The sequence below is a fragment of the Legionella bononiensis genome, from assembly GCF_016786215.1.
Taxonomy (GTDB): domain Bacteria; phylum Pseudomonadota; class Gammaproteobacteria; order Legionellales; family Legionellaceae; genus Legionella; species Legionella bononiensis.
On sequence record NZ_JADOBG010000012.1, the window covers coordinates 324,964 to 340,862 of the forward strand.

Consider the following 15,899-nt stretch of genomic DNA (forward strand, 5'->3'; position numbering starts at 1 on the left):
AATTGGATAAATTTGATTAAATTCAATGAAGTACCTTATAGAGAAGGTACTTCTAATGAGCGTTAATTTCTTAATTGACTTGACTGAGGCGCAGCCACTTCTTCCTGATTTGAAGCAGTTGGTTGAGAAAACAATAACGATCTCATTCCAGTAGCATTTGAAGTTAGCGCATGATATGGGCATAATTTTTTTATTACTTCAGGCGCGTACCGACCCAATACATCTTTATTCATTGCCTGAGGGTCACCTAACATATTTTGCCCTATCATCATATTGATTTGATGTTTTCTTAAAAAATCAATCAGAGATTCTTTACTTACTGTCGCAATTTGTTCTGGCAACATTTCAACACAGATGATATGAGAACTTCCTTTTTCTGCGTTCTGAATCCCATGTTGGGCATACAAATCAAGGAAATATTGCTTCTCTATCAAATCCTCTCTTGGTCCATGAGAACTCACGATGAGCACACGACTCGAATCAAGATGTATGTTTAATTGAGACATCCATTGAACAATAGTTTGATGTAAACCATTTAATTGTAACCGTGTTGCTGTAGCAGCATAAGTTTCATTAATTGATTTCATCTCCTGCAGATACTGAACCTGTATCAGTTTAATCTGGGCTAAACTTTTAGCATGGATCACTTTAGAAATGTACATCAATATTCTGTCAATTACTGCACATTCATGATCTATGCTATTATGATTCAATTGCTTCAATGCTTTTAATTGGTTCTTGATATTCTGTAAATCCTCTTCGTGATGTATCTCAAACGTCTTATCAGTAATAATGGATTGAACGATCAAATTGAGCCAGACACTGCAATGAGATATGGATTTAATCAAATTATACTGTAATTCAAGAGCAGGAGTTCCCTGAGATTCGATTTCATACAGTCCATTAGTTACATGTTTACCCCAAAGAGATAAACGCCCATTCAGATAAATGATAATATGATCAATACCGGTTAATGGCTGAAGCCTGGCATAACGACTATGACTTTCAAGGAATTGATGTTTAATTTGTTCAGAAACAGTGGTGATGGATTGTTCAGATGATGTGGAATGGAAAAATCTTGGACCTGGATTATAACTGGTGCGTCTAGCCCCTAAAAAGATACCCCCGTTCCTGAGTGGATCTGGTGCTATTCTTAATAAGTTGTCTTACTGCGGCTCGTGTCAACATGTGTATACTCCTTATCTTTATTTATTTAAACACTACAAATCATCATACAAGGTTCATGAAACACATGTCAACAAATTGATCATGATGGGCATATTATTCCACTACGTCTGTATCGAATATTGATACCAATCAACAACACCCGAGCTTTTCTCTTTCTTAAGCAACAAAAAAGATAAACATGAGAAAATAATGTCTATTGTTATGAAAATTGATACAATCGATGAATTACATTGTAAAACCCATAAAACGGCAGACACGATTAAAACCGGAGTGCTGCTGAAACCCATTTCAAGATAGGAAGTTGCTCTTTATGACATTTACCATTGGTCAACGCTGGATAAGTAATACTGAATCACAACTCGGCTTGGGAATTATTACTGAATTACATGGCAGGCATGTAAGCATAAGCTTTCCCGCTGCAGAAGAAGACAGAATTTATGCTATAGATAACGCCCCTCTCAGTCGCATTATTTATAAAATTGGCGAGGAAATATGCACAAATGATGACCAAAAATTACACGTTACAGAGATTAATGATCTGAAAGGGCTTATTATTTATACAGCTCAGGATGCAGAGGGAAAGGAACATCAGATTAATGAACTTGCTTTAAATTGCTTTATCACATTGAGCACTCCCCAACAAAGGCTATTTAGTGGTCTTTTGGATAAACTGAATGCGTTTAAGTTGAGAATAGATACCCTCAATCATACGAGCCGACTGCAACAATCAAAAGTAAGAGGACTCTTGGGTTCTCGAACCAATCATCTGCCACATCAGGTATACATAGCCAGCGAAATAGCACAGCGATATGCTCCCCGAGTCCTGCTTGCGGACGAAGTGGGTCTTGGTAAAACCATTGAAGCAGGCATGATCTTGCATTATCAACTGCATACAGGCCGTGCCAGTCGAGTACTCATCATAGTACCTGATTCCCTTATCCACCAATGGCTTGTCGAGATGATAAGACGGTTTAATCTGTACTTCTCAATCTTTGATAAAAATCGTTTTGAGTTAATGAAAAATGATGAGGTTGATGACAACGATGAAGATGATGAAGATTTAGACCGTTGTGAACCAACATCTGAAAGTAATTTTTTTGAAATGGAACAACTGGTTCTATGCAGTCTGGATTTCCTCATGAGTAATGAAGAAGCACGAAAACAGGCCATAGAAGCACAATGGGATCTTCTGATAGTGGATGAAGCACATCATTTACATTGGTCGGAAGAATTGCCGAGTCCAGAATACCAATTCGTTGAACAATTATCCGCGCAAAGCAAAGGTTTACTCTTACTGACCGCGACACCAGAACAAATTGGAATTCAAAGCCATTTCGCACGACTTCGTCTTCTGGATCCATCACGTTTTTATGACCTCAATCTGTTTAAAAAGGAGGAAGAGGGCTACCAGAAAGTAAATGCTCTAGTTCAGAAATTAATCGCTTACAAAGAAACTGAACAGACAGATGAACTTAATACCGAATTAAAATCACAATTAGTAGATTATCTTGGTAAGGATATTAGCAACAGTATCAACACTACAATCAAGAACTTATTGGACAGACACGGCACAGGTAGAGTTCTGTTTCGCAATACTCGCGCTGCGATTAAAGGTTTTCCTGAACGGAATGTACACCAATATCCTTTAACTAATCCTGCCCTCTATGCCGCATTAAATGCAATTGACGATAGAATTAATCTGTATCCTGAGTCGCAATTGAATAATGACATCTGGCTCCTCAGTGATCCACGAGTTCAGTGGCTTGCCTCCAAAATTGATGAACTTCATCCTCAAAAAGTTCTGATTATTTGTGCCAAAGCCAAAACAGCTCTGGCCCTGGAACAATTTTTAAAATTAAAAGCCGGGATACGCAGTACAGCGTTTCATGAAGGATTAACAATCATAGAACGCGATCGTGCTGCTGCCTATTTTGCAGAGCAGGAACAAGGCGCTCAAGCATTGGTTTGTTCTGAAATTGGCAGCGAAGGCAGAAACTTTCAATTTGCCCATCATCTTGTGCTCTTTGATTTACCTCTAAACCCTGATTTACTGGAGCAACGAATCGGGCGATTAGATCGAATAGGACAAAAAAATACCATTGAAATTCATATTCCCTACCTGGTGAATACGGCTCAGGAAATACTGTTTCGTTGGTATCATGAAGGAATCAATTTATTGAAACAAAGTTGCTCTGTAGGTTTTTCTATATATGAACAATTTAAACATCAACTGTTGCCAATTCTTCAAGCCAATAACATCGCTTCAGATCCAGAGCCTTTGAACCGCCTTATTGATGAAACTAAAATCTATACAGACCAAATCAATCAGATGTTACATGAAGGTCGTGACCGTTTGCTGGAATTGAACTCCTGCAATCCTGTTATCGCTCAAGAGCTTATTGCTGAGATAGAGGCTGAAGAAAGCAGTATTGAACTGGAAAACTATATGGCTAAGGTCTTTCATGAATTTGGCATCGATCATGAATATCATTCTGAACTTGCCGAGATCCTGCGACCCACTGATCATATGAAAACAACCCACTTCCCAGGTTTAAAAGAAGATGGAATCACCGTCACCTATTCTCGAACCAAAGCCCTGATTAGAGAGGACATGGAATTTTTGAGTTGGGAACATCCCATGGTCAATGATTCAATGGAGATGATACTGAACTCAGAAACAGGAAACGCGACCCTGACAACCATATCGGTTAAAAGCATTGCGCCTGGAACCCTGTTTCTGGAAACCTTCTACACGGTGAATTGTGCTGCGCCCAAACATCTTCAACTGGATCGATTCTTACCTTTTATCCCCATTAGAATTTTAATGGATCTGTCAGGAAAAAACTTGAGCAAAATCCTGGACTATAACCAACTGAATGCGATGTGTGAGCCAGTAAAACGGCATTTGGGTTACCCCATAATAAAACAAGTCAGTGGAGATATTGAATCCATTTTGAAGAACTGTAATCACCTTGCTGATCAGCAGATGAAGGAAGTCATTGAACAGGCAAAAATCCAGATGATTCAATCTATAGGTGATGAGGTCAGTCGACTGGAATCCTTACAAAAAATTAATCCAACGATCAGAAATGAAGAAATTGAATACTTTAAGCAACAAATCGTTGAGTGCGAGCACTATATTAATTCAGCCGCTTTAAAACTCCAGGCACTAAGGGTTGTTATTAATAAATAAAAACACAAGGGTGTGTTGAAAATTCCGATTTCGACGTCCCGCGAATTGTTCCTGAACGATCCTCACTTTTGTCTACGTCATCCTCGCGAAAGCGGGGATCTATGCCCAAAAGAGGCATTGTGCTAATTTTTAGGATGGATCCCCGCCTTCGCGAGGATGACGTATAAAAAGTGAGGAACGCTGAAGACTTGTTGCGGAACGTTGGGCATCATTTAATGAATTGTCATCACACCTTACTCTTAAACCACTAACATTCGTTCCAACTCCACTAATGAGGATACTTCGTAATGAGGTGTTATTCCCTCTGGAACTGGCTTGTTTTGCCTATTAAGCCAACAGGTATGAAGTCCGGCATTTAATCCCCCCAGGATATCTGAATCCGGGTTATCGCCCACCATCAATACCTGTTCTCGAGATGGATTACCCATCCTGTAAAGTGTATGCTCAAAAATTTTGGGATGAGGTTTGGCATGACCTACCTCTTCTGAAATGACAATCAGTTCAAAGTGGTCTTTAAGACCGGTACGTTCTAAACGCGCCTGTTGTAATTCTGTAAATCCATTGGTTATGATGCCTAATTTATACTGGTCTTTCACCGCATTCAACAAACTTACTGCCCCATCGATTGGAGTACAAATTTCAGCCATTACCGACATATAGGTACTGTTTAAGTGCTGAGCACTGACTTGCAATTTATCCGTCCAGGGTGCAAAACGTCGATGCTGCAGCTGTTGCGCATTAATAGTACCATTTTGATATTCTACCCATAGAGGTCTATTAATCCGTTCATATTCCTCATAGTCCTGTTGAGTAAAGGACATGCCAAAACCTGAAAACATCAGACTTAATCCATTAAATGCATCGAAATGAAACAAGGTTTCATCTGCATCAAATAATATCCAGGAATATTCGTTCAACCTCATCTCCTTCAGAATGTTCTCATGGCCTAATCAGTATACTCAACCACTACTAAATGAACAAAAATAAAGCGAATTATAGGGTGAAATTCGCAAAAAGGATACAATTTACAACTAATATGATAAAATACTGATCATATTTACTATTAACAGTATTCCTATGTACCTAACTTACCATTCTACAGACTACAATTCATACCACATTGGTATCCAGAGAATGTGGAACCAATCTACCATTTATTACCCCGCAGTGTGTATTGCAACAGATCAGATAAGCTACCACCTTTATCCTGCTGTAACTGATTACGACCGGATAGATAGCTTACTTAAGCTGGGCTTGTTCAAACCTACAACTCCAGAGCAAAATAATGCGTTATTCAAACATAATTTAAACCATTACAGCCATTCTAAACAGGCAAAACACTTAATAGAAACAGATCCCAATTTAGTTCCACGTCTTGAGCAAATGGCTGAAGAAATAGATTATATGACTGACAATGGGATTGCTTTTAAATAACCGTATTGTGATTTCTGGTGTATCAAACCAGAACTTCATACTGCTTATAAATCTGTAGCTACAGGATTGACCCCGATATTAGGATTGACCCCACAGTCATCAAGAAGTTTTAATAAATTATTCCCTTTACGGGTTAATCGTTTGATGCAATATTCATCCAGATAACTCTTTAGAACATAGTAGTACTCAGACAAGGTCAATATATTAAGTATTTTCTCAGCCCTGTCCAAATGCTGCTTGTTTTTATGATCGCAGGCTTGAAAAAGAACACCGCCTAACATAGCGGCAATACTCGCTTTGCGTTCTGGACTGGCGATATAAAAGCGTTGTATGCACTCATCCAACGCCCTATCTTTATCCCACTCGACCCATTCATTATATAAAAACAGCGGTATTTCAGGGTTAAATCCTTCAGCAGTCGTCAATTCCTGCATTGCATAAGCCACTGGCACTACTGCCTGGACATTTGCCCAGGAACAATTACCGCTAATTTGAGAACTTATTGGCATTTGAGCTATGGGCAATAAGCCCAGTTGTTGATTAATCACATGATGAAAATAGCGTCTATTTTGTTTTTTGTATAAAAAATCCTGAATAAAATTAACGGTCAATGCTTCTGGCCTGGTTAGTCTATATATATTAACACTTCCTTCCTTCAGACTGTTTTCTCCACGGTCTATCTTTGCCCACCATTGATGAAAGCGAACAAAACAAAGAGCATGACCCCGGCTTGCGGCAGGAAGAATTAACATGGGAGACTTTAATAATTCATTGATGCGTTTCAGATGAGCATCAGTCAGTCTTGGTTGATGCTGAAATTGCAAAAGTTCTCCTGCATCACTAAAAGCATCCATAATCGTATGGATCAAGGGAAAATAATCACGTAAGTGCCGAGTAGAATAACTGCTAATAAATCGACGTAAAGAATCCTTCACAACCGCCACAGTAAATTCAAGAATGAAGCCTTCATAATCCAGTTCAATAAATTCACCTTTAGCATTGACAATATCGACATCACCCTGCAATTCGAATCGATGCCCCAACAGTTTGGCATTAATAAAATCAAGGGCAAAATCAAGTTTGGCACCATGATGATACAATAAATGTTTTAAAGGATCCTGTCCCCGTAACACGGGATAAACCAGAACTGAAAGTCCGTTACGAGTATAGGCATTAGGATCTGCGCCATGATGTAATAATAATCGAGCCATTTCCAAATCGTTATTATCTATGGCCCAATGCAAAGGAGTACGCCCGGTGACATCCGGTTTATTGATATCCACCTTTCGAGCAATCAACTGTTCTGCAATTTTGGGTTGACGGGTTATTGCGCACTCAATTAAGGGAGTAAATCCATATTCATCAATATCATCCAAAGACTCACCTTCTCGAAGATAGGCTTCAAACTCAGGCATTCTATGACTGATTATATCGTTCGCAATAGTCATTTAGGGCCCCCTTGGGGTAGGTGCCGTTGTGAATTTAGGCATATTACCTAAACGCAATTGTTTTTCTTGATCCTGTTCTCGTTTTTCATTATCAAATTCACGACGAGCTTCTGTATTTAAAGGTGGTTCAGGATTCAAATTAGGATCAATACCGTCGAATCGCTGACTATCCAGTACCGGATGTTGTAAAATACTGTTCTGTAACTCTCCCTCAGGACTCGCTTGATGTTCAACATCAGAATGTTCGCGAGCTTTAACAGGCGCAATTTGCCGTTCTCCCTGCTGTTCTGCAAGTCGTCTTTTTCGTTCCATAGCCTTGGTCTCAGCCACCAAAAAAGAGCCATCTCCGCCCGCTTTTGGTAAACGTTTAGGAAGCTCAGTTCCTTTATTCAATAAAACATAAACTGCTCCAGAACCACCGTCTTTGACTTTGGCGCTGTGAAACGCTACAACTTCTTTAATCTGGGGTAACCAGCGATTAATCAGATTTTTTAATAAAGGAGGGACATTTTTGGGGCTGTCTTTGCCATGGATTACAAGCACGCATTGTTTATTATTTCGTACCTGCGTCTGTATAAATTGTATAAGTGCCTCACGTGCGGCTTCAGTTTTTAAACCGTGCACATCAAGTTTTGCATCCCAATTTATCGCTCCATTTTTTAAATCCTGGAATCGATTGTGAGGAACACCGGGTTTGACATAAGACAAAGTCGTTTCTGAAAAAACTGTGTCTTCGATATCATCAGATAAATAATATTCTTCAGCCATTTTTTTCAAAAATTAAATAGTTATGATCAAAGTATAACTTAGGTTATAAAAAGTAGTGCTTTTTTTCTATCATTGTATTGAAGATACTTGAGCATGCTGCGATTTATTCTATAAATATCAACACGCTCTCATAAATTATCAGATTATTTCGTAATTTCTCAATTTCGTCATCCTAAACGCAGTGAAGGATCTCCAAATGCAGGCACAGTACTACGTTCAGTAAATCCCCATTGCATTAGGGATGACGTGCCCGGAGATTATCACGTCATCCTGAACGCAGTGAAGGATCTCCAAATGCAGACACAGTACTACGTTCAGTAAATCCCCATTGCATTAGGGATGACGTTTCCCATGGTTATTGAGAAGTTACATCAACGGTACTTTATATCTACAAATATTCTCTTTGAAGAATTTCTGCAATTTGCACCGCATTGGTTGCAGCGCCTTTCCGAATATTATCAGCGACTACCCATAAATTTAATCCACAAGGATGTGATATGTCTTCTCGAATCCGGCCAACAAATACTTCGTCATGCCCTACAGCATTTTTTATCACTGTTGGATAACTGGCTTTAGCCATATTATCGACCACTTTAACCCCTGGCGCTTTGGACAGAAGAGTACGTGCCTGAGCAGCAGTCATTGGCTTTTTTAATTCCACATGAATTGCTTCAGAATGTCCGTACAGCACTGGAACCCTGACTGCAGTAGGATTGACCATAATACTTTCATCTTCCAATATCTTGCGTGTTTCCCAAACCATTTTCATTTCTTCACGGGTATACCCATTCTCTTCAAACTGATCGATATGAGGAAGGGCATTAAAGGCAATCTGCTCAGGATAAACAGTACTTTTTGCTGGTCGGCCATTTAAAAGATCGCTTACCTGGGCAACCAGTTCTGAAATGGCTTTCTTTCCAGTTCCCGATACGGATTGGTAGGTTGCTACATTAATTCTTGCAATCCCTGCTGCATCATATAAGGGCTTCAGGGCAACAACCATCTGAATAGTAGAACAATTAGGGTTAGCAATAATGCCTCTTTTAGTGTATTCAGCGATACGATGTGCATTCACTTCTGGAACTACCAGCGGAACATCCTCTTCATAACGAAAACAGGAAGTATTATCAACGACGACACAACCTGCTGCCACTGCCTTGGGAGCATATTCTTTAGAAACGGAACCTCCAGCAGAAAAAAGAGCAATATCTGCTTTACTAAAATCAAACTCAGCTAAATCGAGCACATCCAATTGTTGATTTTTAAATGTTACCGTTTTACCTACTGAGCGAGAACTGGCCAAAGGATAAAGTGTCTTTATTGGAAATTTTCTCTCTTCCAATACGGTTAAAAAAGTTTCTCCTACTGCACCTGTGGCACCTACTATGGCAATATTTAATTGTCTGCTCATTATTTTAGCCTCTTTATTTCATGGAATTGTTTCAAATGAATATCCTGTCGCAACGACACTCAACCTGGGCGACGAATTATTAAGTACACTGAGCCTTATATCGTAAAAAATGATCCATCAATACTAAAGCCATCATCGCTTCAGCTATAGGCACCGCACGAATACCCACACAAGGATCATGCCTGCCTTTTGTTACAACGCTGACTTCCTCTCCCAATAAATTAACCGTTTTGCCCGGAATAGTAATACTGGATGTTGGTTTTAAAGCCATACTGACTTCCAAAAGCTGGCCAGTAGAAATGCCACCTAGAACGCCCCCGGAATTGTTACTCAAAAAACCTTGCTGAGACATTTCATCTCGATGAGTACTGCCCAGCTGTTCTACAGCAGCAAAACCGGCTCCTATTTCCACGCCTTTCACGGCATTTATCGACATCATGGCATAAGCCAAAGTTGCATCCAGCTTATCAAAAACAGGATCGCCCAAGCCAACTGGAACGCCTCTGGCTATCACATTGACTCGCGCCCCAACAGAATCTCCCTGACGTCTCAACCGCGTAATATAATCCGACAATTGTTGAATCTGCGTATTATTAGGACAGAAAAAGGGATTATTATTGATTTCTGCTTCATTTTCAAAAGTTAAAACCAGATCCCCCATTTGTCGCAGATAGCCGACGATTTCCAAATTTAAAGTCCGGCGCAAATACAACCGGGCAATAGCGCCAGCGGCTACCCGAGCGGCAGTTTCACGGGCAGAAGAACGCCCTCCCCCACGATAATCACGATGACCGTACTTATGTTGATAGGTATAATCTGCATGCCCCGGACGAAATAAGTTTTTTATTTCATCGTAATCACTGGAACGTTGATCCGTATTTTGAATTAACAGAGCAATTGGAACACCTGTCGTTATTCCCTCAAACACACCTGAGAGAATTTGTACCTTATCGTCTTCCCTTCGTTGAGTAGTGTATTTGGATTGACCCGGTTTGCGTTTGTCCAAAAAGGGTTGGATGTCATCCTCATTTAGCGGCATGCCAGGAGGACAACCATCAACAACACAACCAATAGCAGGTCCATGACTCTCACCAAAAGTTGTCACTGAAAATAATGTTCCAAAAGTATTACCTGACATGCGGTACTCGCTTAGTTAAAAAACTCATCCAACTGTTGTTTTGTTAGTAGAAATATGCCCTGGCCACCATTGCTCATTTCAAGCCAGGTAAAGGGAACAGAAGGATAGGCTTCACATAATAACTCTTCACTATTCCCTACTTCTACGACTAATATTCCATGATCACTTAAATAAGCATGGGCGTTTTTGAGAATTTTTTCAACAATAGCCAATCCATTATTGCTTGTTTCCAAAGCTAATACTGGCTCATGTCGGTATTCATCAGGTAAGGTCTGCATTTCTTCCTTACCGACATAAGGCGGATTACTTACTATTAAATCGTATTTAATTTCAGGAACCCTGGAAAAACAATCTGACTCTATCAAAGTCAATTGATCTTCCACCTCAAAGCGTTCGCAATTTATAGTGGCTACAGCAAGCGCCTCACAGGATATATCAACCGCATCGACTTGCGCGTCAGGAAAGGCATAACAGCAGGCGATTGCAATACAACCACTGCCCGTACATAAATCCAGTATGTGATGAACCTGATCTGCCTCTATCCATGGGGAAAATTGATTATTGATTAACTCCGCTATAGGTGAACGAGGTATAAGTACTCGCTCATCAACATAAAAGGGCATATCGCAAAAATAGGCTTCCTTAATCAGGTACGGTACTGGAACTCGTTGATTAATACGCTTATCCAGCTGCTGACACAACTGTTTTTTTTCAGTGGTCGTTAATCGTGCGTTCAGCAAAACGGGATCAATATCATAAGGTAAGGACAGACTTCTTAAAATTAAAGATCGCATATCATCCCAGGCATTGTCAGTACCATGGCCGTAATACAAATGCGCGTCAATGGCGCATGACAAACTAAAACGTAAAAAATCAAGAATACTGACCAATTCTTGTGTTTCTTTTATAATGTAACTGCTCATAAGTACTTCAGCCCTTAACATTCTATTGCGATAGAAAAAGAACAAATTGTACTCTATGTTAGAATATATGTCATAACCTAAGTTATACTTTGATTATAATTAATAATTTACTGCAAAAAAATGGCAGATGATTTCATGTCCGATGAGGACAAGGCCCTGTTTCGTGAACACATGCGATCCGTTAAGCCATTAAATGAAAAAACAAAAAGGGTGAACCATCCTGCTGCTCCCCCTCCAGCTCGTCTGAATAAAAAACAGACCACTTCGACACCCCAGAATTCAGAATATTTTTTATCTGACTTCATCAGTGAGACCGTTCATTCTCATTCAGTTTTATCCTATGCCCATCCCAGCGTCACGGGATCACGTGTACGCGAATTAAGAAATGGATTAATTCCCTGGGAAGCCCGATTGGATTTACATGGCTTGAAAACTGAAGCAGCCCGCGAAGCACTCTGTCAATTCATTCATGCACAAACACAGCAAAACAAACGGTGTCTATTGATTATCCACGGCAAAGGAGGTCACCTTGGAGCTCCCCCGGTGATTAAAAATTTAATCAACCGATGGTTACCACAATTTAAAGAAGTATTAGCATTTCACAGTGCATTAGCTAAAGATGGTGGTCATGGAGCCGTTTACGTTTTATTGAAAAAAAATAAACATGAAGAATAGTGACAGAAAAGACTACATGACTTGCGTTAAGCAACTAATCTGAGGATAATTCGTCAATTATAAAAATATCTCGGGTACTCTATGGAACATTTAGGACAATTTATTGCAAATCACTGGCAGCTTTGGTTAGCCCTTATCGCTGTATTGTTGTTAATATTTATCAATGAATTTATATCTCAAAAAAAGAAAGCAAAAGAACTCACCCCGCAATCTGCTGTGGATCTGATCAACAATGAAAATGCCGTAGTATTTGATCTGCGCGACAAAGAATCGTTTAAAAACGGCCATATCATCGATTCAATAAATTGTACTGCTGAAGATTTTGAACAACAAAAAATGAATAAATATAAAAATAAAAAAATTATTCTGGTTTGCGCCCGTGGCTTGCAATCTCCTACTGTGGCTGCCAAAATCAGTGCCCAAGGGTACCAACCAATGGTACTCGGCGGCGGTATTCTTTCATGGCAAAACGCTGATCTTCCTTTAATTAAAGGCAAGGGCTAGTTCCATGACCGAAGTGATCATGTACAGTACTGGTTATTGTCCCTATTGTACTAAAGCCAAAGCATTATTAAATCAAAAAAATGTTAGCTTTACGGAGATTCGAGTAGATACACATCCGGAATTACGTGAAGAAATGGTAACAAAAAGCGGCAGACGAACGGTGCCGCAAATTTTCATTAATGGCCAATCTATTGGTGGCTGCGATGATTTATATGCCCTGGAAGCCCAGGGAACCTTGAATCAACTTTTAAAAGGATAGGAATATCATGTCTGAACAACCCACAAATCCACAACAAAATGATGAAGCTCAATTCATGATTCAAAGAATCTATGTTAAAGATTTATCCTATGAAACACCCAATACACCTGCAGTATTTCAACAACAATGGGAACCCGAACTTACTTTAGATCTCAATACTTCCAACACCCAACTGGAAAATGGTGTTTATGAAGTGGTTTTAACCGTTACAGCAACTGTCGTCAACCAAAAAGCCACTGCATTTCTTGTTGAAGTGAAACAAGCAGGTATCTTCACCATTCAAGGCGCGGTTGATAACCAGCTCGATCATTTGTTAAACAGCTTCTGCCCAAGCATTTTGTTCCCTTATGCCAGAGAGGCCATTACTTCTCAGGTTATTCGCGGTAGTTTCCCTCAACTCGTTTTAGCACCTATTAACTTCGACGCGTTATACATGCAACAACTTGCAGAAAAACAAAAAGCAGCCGGTGTTAAAGAAGAAGTGTCGCACTAATCAATGAATAAAAAAACCATTGCCATGCTGGGTGCCGGATCATGGGGCACCGCGGTAGCAATTCATTTAGCCAAAACCGGGCATCGCGTTCTGCTGTGGGGTCATAACCCACAGCATGTTGCCCTTATGGAATCACAACGCGCCAATCCTGAGTATCTTCCAGGCATCAAATTTCCTAATCAGCTTATTCCATCGGTCGATTTACATCAATGCCTTAATGAGGCGGACTATGTCATTATCGCCGTGCCGTCGCATGCTTTTGCAGAACTTTTAACTAAAATAGATCACGCGCCGAAAGGACTAACCTGGCTGACTAAAGGTGTTGATCCCTTAAGTCATCATTTATTAAGCGAATTAGTCTCTAACCGTTTTGGTCCTGATTTTCCTGTAGCCGTAGTTTCTGGACCCTCTTTTGCCAAAGAAGTAGCGAAATTCTTACCGACCGTACTCACATTGGCATGTAACAATCCAGACTATCAAAAAAATATTCATAAATTATTCCATCATGATAATATTCGTGTATATTTAAGTGAAGATCTGATCGGTGTGCAATTATGCGGCGCCGTTAAAAATATTTTAGCTATTGCATGTGGAATCAGTGATGGCTTAGGTTATGGCTCCAATGCTAAAGCCGCGTTAATTACCCGGGGTTTAGCTGAAATGAGTCGTTTAGGTCTTAGTCTGGGAGCAAAACAGGATACATTTATCGGTTTGGCCGGTGTAGGGGATCTGGTGTTAACCTGTACTGACGATCAATCCAGAAATAGACGCTTTGGATTATTGTTGGGAAAAAATGTCTCCATAGAAGACGCTGAAAAACAAATAGGACAGGTCGTTGAAGGCAAAAATAATGCGGCGCAAGTGTGCGCAATAGCCAAAAATCTTCAAATAGAAATGCCTATTTGTGAACAAATAAATGCCCTGTTACAAAATAAAATAAATGCAAAACAAGCTGTAGTTAATTTAATGAGCCGTCCAGCTAAGGAAGAATAATTGATCGACTCGATCAATTGGAACATGATTCAGAGGTGTTGTATATGAAGAATCTAATCACTGAAAATTACATCATATGGCTCAGTAAATACAATAAAACTCACGCGAAGAATCCCAAAGCTCAATTAATATCAGACTTAATTTCCGATATAGAACATGCAGAGACACTGGAGCAATTAATCTCATTATTTTCTGATTACCCTATCCCAGTCCCCGATGAATCAGGACACGTCTATGGCCCTGTAAATTTCTATGAACAAATAACAGGCTGGAAAATACACCTTGAATCCATTAAATTAGCGTTCCCAGCCTCAAAAGCTCTATTGGAAAAAATGTTAACCAGTCTTGAAGTGCTTGCTAGCAAGAAAAATGAAATTGAAAACAGTACCGAAATAGATGATTTCAACAGTATGAATGAAGCAAAGGATTTAGATAAAACAAAATCCAGTGCCAGTATACAAAAAAGCATTTCATTAATTAGGTTTCTTTTGGATCTAATCAATGCACCTCATGCGTTGTTAAATATTCGAATACTTAGCTTATTACAAAAAATTAATAATCCTGATTTTCCCACGATAGTGACTTTCCTGGCTCATTTAGATGAAACACCTTATCCGACCAATCCAAGAAAAGGTGAATTTGCAGCAATTCCAAAACGCAGTATTGATCACGAATGTTGTCTTCATATGCTCAATAATCTTGCTGCATTGAACAATAGCTCAAATCCACAGTGGGATATGGGAAATGGTTTGCTCCAACTATCATTACATATCGATGAGGATTTGCACTTCATCGATAAGGATTTGCACTTCGAAGAAATCAGTCTGGATGATGATATTCCCCCAAAAACAAATCTAGATTGGTGCACACTCATTTAGTCTTGAGTCTACCGGAAATAGTAACACTCAATAATCCGGAACAATGTCATACCCGCGTGAGCTAGGTAATTCGTTGACAAGATGCTCATCGGTTCATTTCAAATGTTATCGATATCTCGCTAAAATGTCCTTCTCCCTCAGGGAGAAGGACATTCCAGGGCGAATGAGGGGATCTTAAAACGATTAAGATGTTCCATTCAATTACTGAACCCAACAGACAATGGATTAAGTGCATGAAGTTTTTTGATAAAGAAAAAAAGCCTGCGTCAATATAGCGTCTGCATTGAAATGAAAAATAATAATAGATATTTGATCCCCTCATCCGCCTGTCGGCACCTTCTCCCTGAGGGAGAAGGCAATTCCAGGATGGATGAGGAGATCTTAAATCAATCAAAATATTCCATTATAAAATGTAACAAGATCCCAATAAACTGGTCTTCTCCCTTCGGGAGAAGGCAATTCCTGGGTGGATGAGGAGATCTTAAATCAATCAAAATATTCCATTATAAAATGTAACAAGATCCCAATAAACTGGTCTTCTCCCTTCGGGAGAAGGCAATTCCTGGATGGATGAGGAGATCTTAAATCAATAAA

The 15,899-nt window shown here is 39.6% G+C and carries 15 protein-coding genes; 8 read left to right on the forward strand and 7 right to left on the reverse strand.

Features of this window, described 5'->3' with window-relative positions:
* Positions 1 to 62: 62 nt before the first annotated feature.
* Entirely contained in the window at positions 63 to 848 is a 786-nt protein-coding gene (locus IZU94_RS09660; protein ID WP_203110166.1) for a hypothetical protein, read from the reverse strand.
* Between the two features lie 650 nt (positions 849 to 1,498).
* Between IZU94_RS09660 and rapA the strand changes: the two genes are divergently transcribed.
* The gene (gene rapA, locus IZU94_RS09665; protein WP_203110167.1) at positions 1,499 to 4,381 is read left to right on the forward strand and encodes an RNA polymerase-associated protein RapA; all 2,883 of its coding nucleotides are present in this window, start codon (positions 1,499 to 1,501) and stop codon (positions 4,379 to 4,381) included.
* 239 nt (positions 4,382 to 4,620) lie between these two features.
* On the opposite strand, the gene yjjG is transcribed toward rapA, so the two are convergent.
* The gene (gene yjjG, locus IZU94_RS09670; RefSeq protein WP_203110168.1) at positions 4,621 to 5,298 is read right to left on the reverse strand and encodes a pyrimidine 5'-nucleotidase; all 678 of its coding nucleotides are present in this window, start codon (positions 5,296 to 5,298) and stop codon (positions 4,621 to 4,623) included.
* A gap of 217 nt (positions 5,299 to 5,515) precedes the next feature.
* Here yjjG and IZU94_RS09675 point away from each other — a divergent pair, with 217 nt between their 5' ends.
* Entirely contained in the window at positions 5,516 to 5,815 is a 300-nt protein-coding gene (locus IZU94_RS09675) for a hypothetical protein (RefSeq protein WP_203113964.1), read from the forward strand.
* Positions 5,816 to 5,859: 44 nt separating this feature from the next.
* Here IZU94_RS09675 and ankH read toward each other — a convergent pair whose 3' ends face one another.
* From ankH to prmB, 5 genes are all read right to left on the reverse strand, one after another.
* Complete coding sequence (ankH, locus tag IZU94_RS09680) at positions 5,860 to 7,263, reverse strand: Dot/Icm T4SS effector AnkH/LegA3 (protein ID WP_203110170.1); 1,404 nt, start codon at positions 7,261 to 7,263, stop codon at positions 5,860 to 5,862.
* Positions 7,264 to 8,031 carry a Smr/MutS family protein gene (locus IZU94_RS09685; protein WP_203110172.1) on the reverse strand — a complete coding sequence of 256 codons (768 nt, stop codon included), beginning with the start codon at positions 8,029 to 8,031 and terminating at the stop codon, positions 7,264 to 7,266. It lies immediately after the preceding gene.
* Between the two features lie 388 nt (positions 8,032 to 8,419).
* Positions 8,420 to 9,442, reverse strand: a complete 1,023-nt coding sequence (locus IZU94_RS09690; protein WP_203110174.1) for an aspartate-semialdehyde dehydrogenase — start codon at positions 9,440 to 9,442, stop codon at positions 8,420 to 8,422.
* A gap of 79 nt (positions 9,443 to 9,521) precedes the next feature.
* Positions 9,522 to 10,580 carry a chorismate synthase gene (gene aroC / locus IZU94_RS09695; RefSeq protein ID WP_203110176.1) on the reverse strand — a complete coding sequence of 353 codons (1,059 nt, stop codon included), beginning with the start codon at positions 10,578 to 10,580 and terminating at the stop codon, positions 9,522 to 9,524.
* An 11-nt stretch (positions 10,581 to 10,591) separates the two neighbouring features.
* Positions 10,592 to 11,503: a 50S ribosomal protein L3 N(5)-glutamine methyltransferase gene (prmB, locus tag IZU94_RS09700; protein ID WP_439649227.1), complete on the reverse strand. Its 912-nt coding sequence runs from the start codon at positions 11,501 to 11,503 to the stop codon at positions 10,592 to 10,594.
* A gap of 120 nt (positions 11,504 to 11,623) precedes the next feature.
* On the opposite strand from prmB, the gene IZU94_RS09705 reads away from it, so the two are divergent.
* The 6 genes from IZU94_RS09705 (at position 11,624) to IZU94_RS09730 (ending at position 15,305) form a co-directional block, all read left to right on the forward strand.
* Entirely contained in the window at positions 11,624 to 12,178 is a 555-nt protein-coding gene (locus IZU94_RS09705) for a Smr/MutS family protein (RefSeq protein ID WP_203110180.1), read from the forward strand.
* 81 nt (positions 12,179 to 12,259) lie between these two features.
* Entirely contained in the window at positions 12,260 to 12,682 is a 423-nt protein-coding gene (locus IZU94_RS09710) for a rhodanese-like domain-containing protein (RefSeq protein ID WP_203110182.1), read from the forward strand.
* Positions 12,683 to 12,686: 4 nt separating this feature from the next.
* Positions 12,687 to 12,941, forward strand: coding sequence for a glutaredoxin 3 (grxC, locus tag IZU94_RS09715; RefSeq protein WP_203110183.1), 255 nt, complete (start codon positions 12,687 to 12,689; stop codon positions 12,939 to 12,941).
* Positions 12,942 to 12,948: 7 nt separating this feature from the next.
* A complete protein-coding gene (secB, locus tag IZU94_RS09720; protein ID WP_203110184.1) occupies positions 12,949 to 13,434 on the forward strand; it encodes a protein-export chaperone SecB in 486 nt (161 codons plus the stop codon).
* Positions 13,435 to 13,437: 3 nt separating this feature from the next.
* On the forward strand, positions 13,438 to 14,427 hold the full coding sequence (locus IZU94_RS09725) for an NAD(P)H-dependent glycerol-3-phosphate dehydrogenase (RefSeq protein ID WP_203110185.1): 990 nt from the start codon (positions 13,438 to 13,440) through the stop codon (positions 14,425 to 14,427).
* Positions 14,428 to 14,471: 44 nt separating this feature from the next.
* Entirely contained in the window at positions 14,472 to 15,305 is an 834-nt protein-coding gene (locus IZU94_RS09730; RefSeq protein ID WP_203110186.1) for a hypothetical protein, read from the forward strand.
* The last annotated feature ends 594 nt before the right edge of the window (positions 15,306 to 15,899 follow it).

Excerpts from the sequence above, each read along its gene's own strand:
- rapA (WP_203110167.1), top strand. The coding sequence starts at position 1,499 with ATGACATTTACCATTGGTCAACGCTGGATAAGTAATACTGAATCACAA.
- IZU94_RS09675 (WP_203113964.1), top strand. The coding sequence starts at position 5,516 with ATGTGGAACCAATCTACCATTTATTACCCCGCAGTGTGTATTGCAACA.
- ankH (WP_203110170.1), bottom strand. The coding sequence starts at position 7,263 with ATGACTATTGCGAACGATATAATCAGTCATAGAATGCCTGAGTTTGAA.
- IZU94_RS09685 (WP_203110172.1), bottom strand. The coding sequence starts at position 8,031 with ATGGCTGAAGAATATTATTTATCTGATGATATCGAAGACACAGTTTTT.
- IZU94_RS09690 (WP_203110174.1), bottom strand. The coding sequence starts at position 9,442 with ATGAGCAGACAATTAAATATTGCCATAGTAGGTGCCACAGGTGCAGTA.
- aroC (WP_203110176.1), bottom strand. The coding sequence starts at position 10,580 with ATGTCAGGTAATACTTTTGGAACATTATTTTCAGTGACAACTTTTGGT.
- prmB (WP_439649227.1), bottom strand. The coding sequence starts at position 11,503 with ATGAGCAGTTACATTATAAAAGAAACACAAGAATTGGTCAGTATTCTT.
- IZU94_RS09705 (WP_203110180.1), top strand. The coding sequence starts at position 11,624 with ATGGCAGATGATTTCATGTCCGATGAGGACAAGGCCCTGTTTCGTGAA.
- IZU94_RS09710 (WP_203110182.1), top strand. The coding sequence starts at position 12,260 with ATGGAACATTTAGGACAATTTATTGCAAATCACTGGCAGCTTTGGTTA.
- grxC (WP_203110183.1), top strand. The coding sequence starts at position 12,687 with ATGACCGAAGTGATCATGTACAGTACTGGTTATTGTCCCTATTGTACT.
- secB (WP_203110184.1), top strand. The coding sequence starts at position 12,949 with ATGTCTGAACAACCCACAAATCCACAACAAAATGATGAAGCTCAATTC.
- IZU94_RS09725 (WP_203110185.1), top strand. The coding sequence starts at position 13,438 with ATGAATAAAAAAACCATTGCCATGCTGGGTGCCGGATCATGGGGCACC.
- IZU94_RS09730 (WP_203110186.1), top strand. The coding sequence starts at position 14,472 with ATGAAGAATCTAATCACTGAAAATTACATCATATGGCTCAGTAAATAC.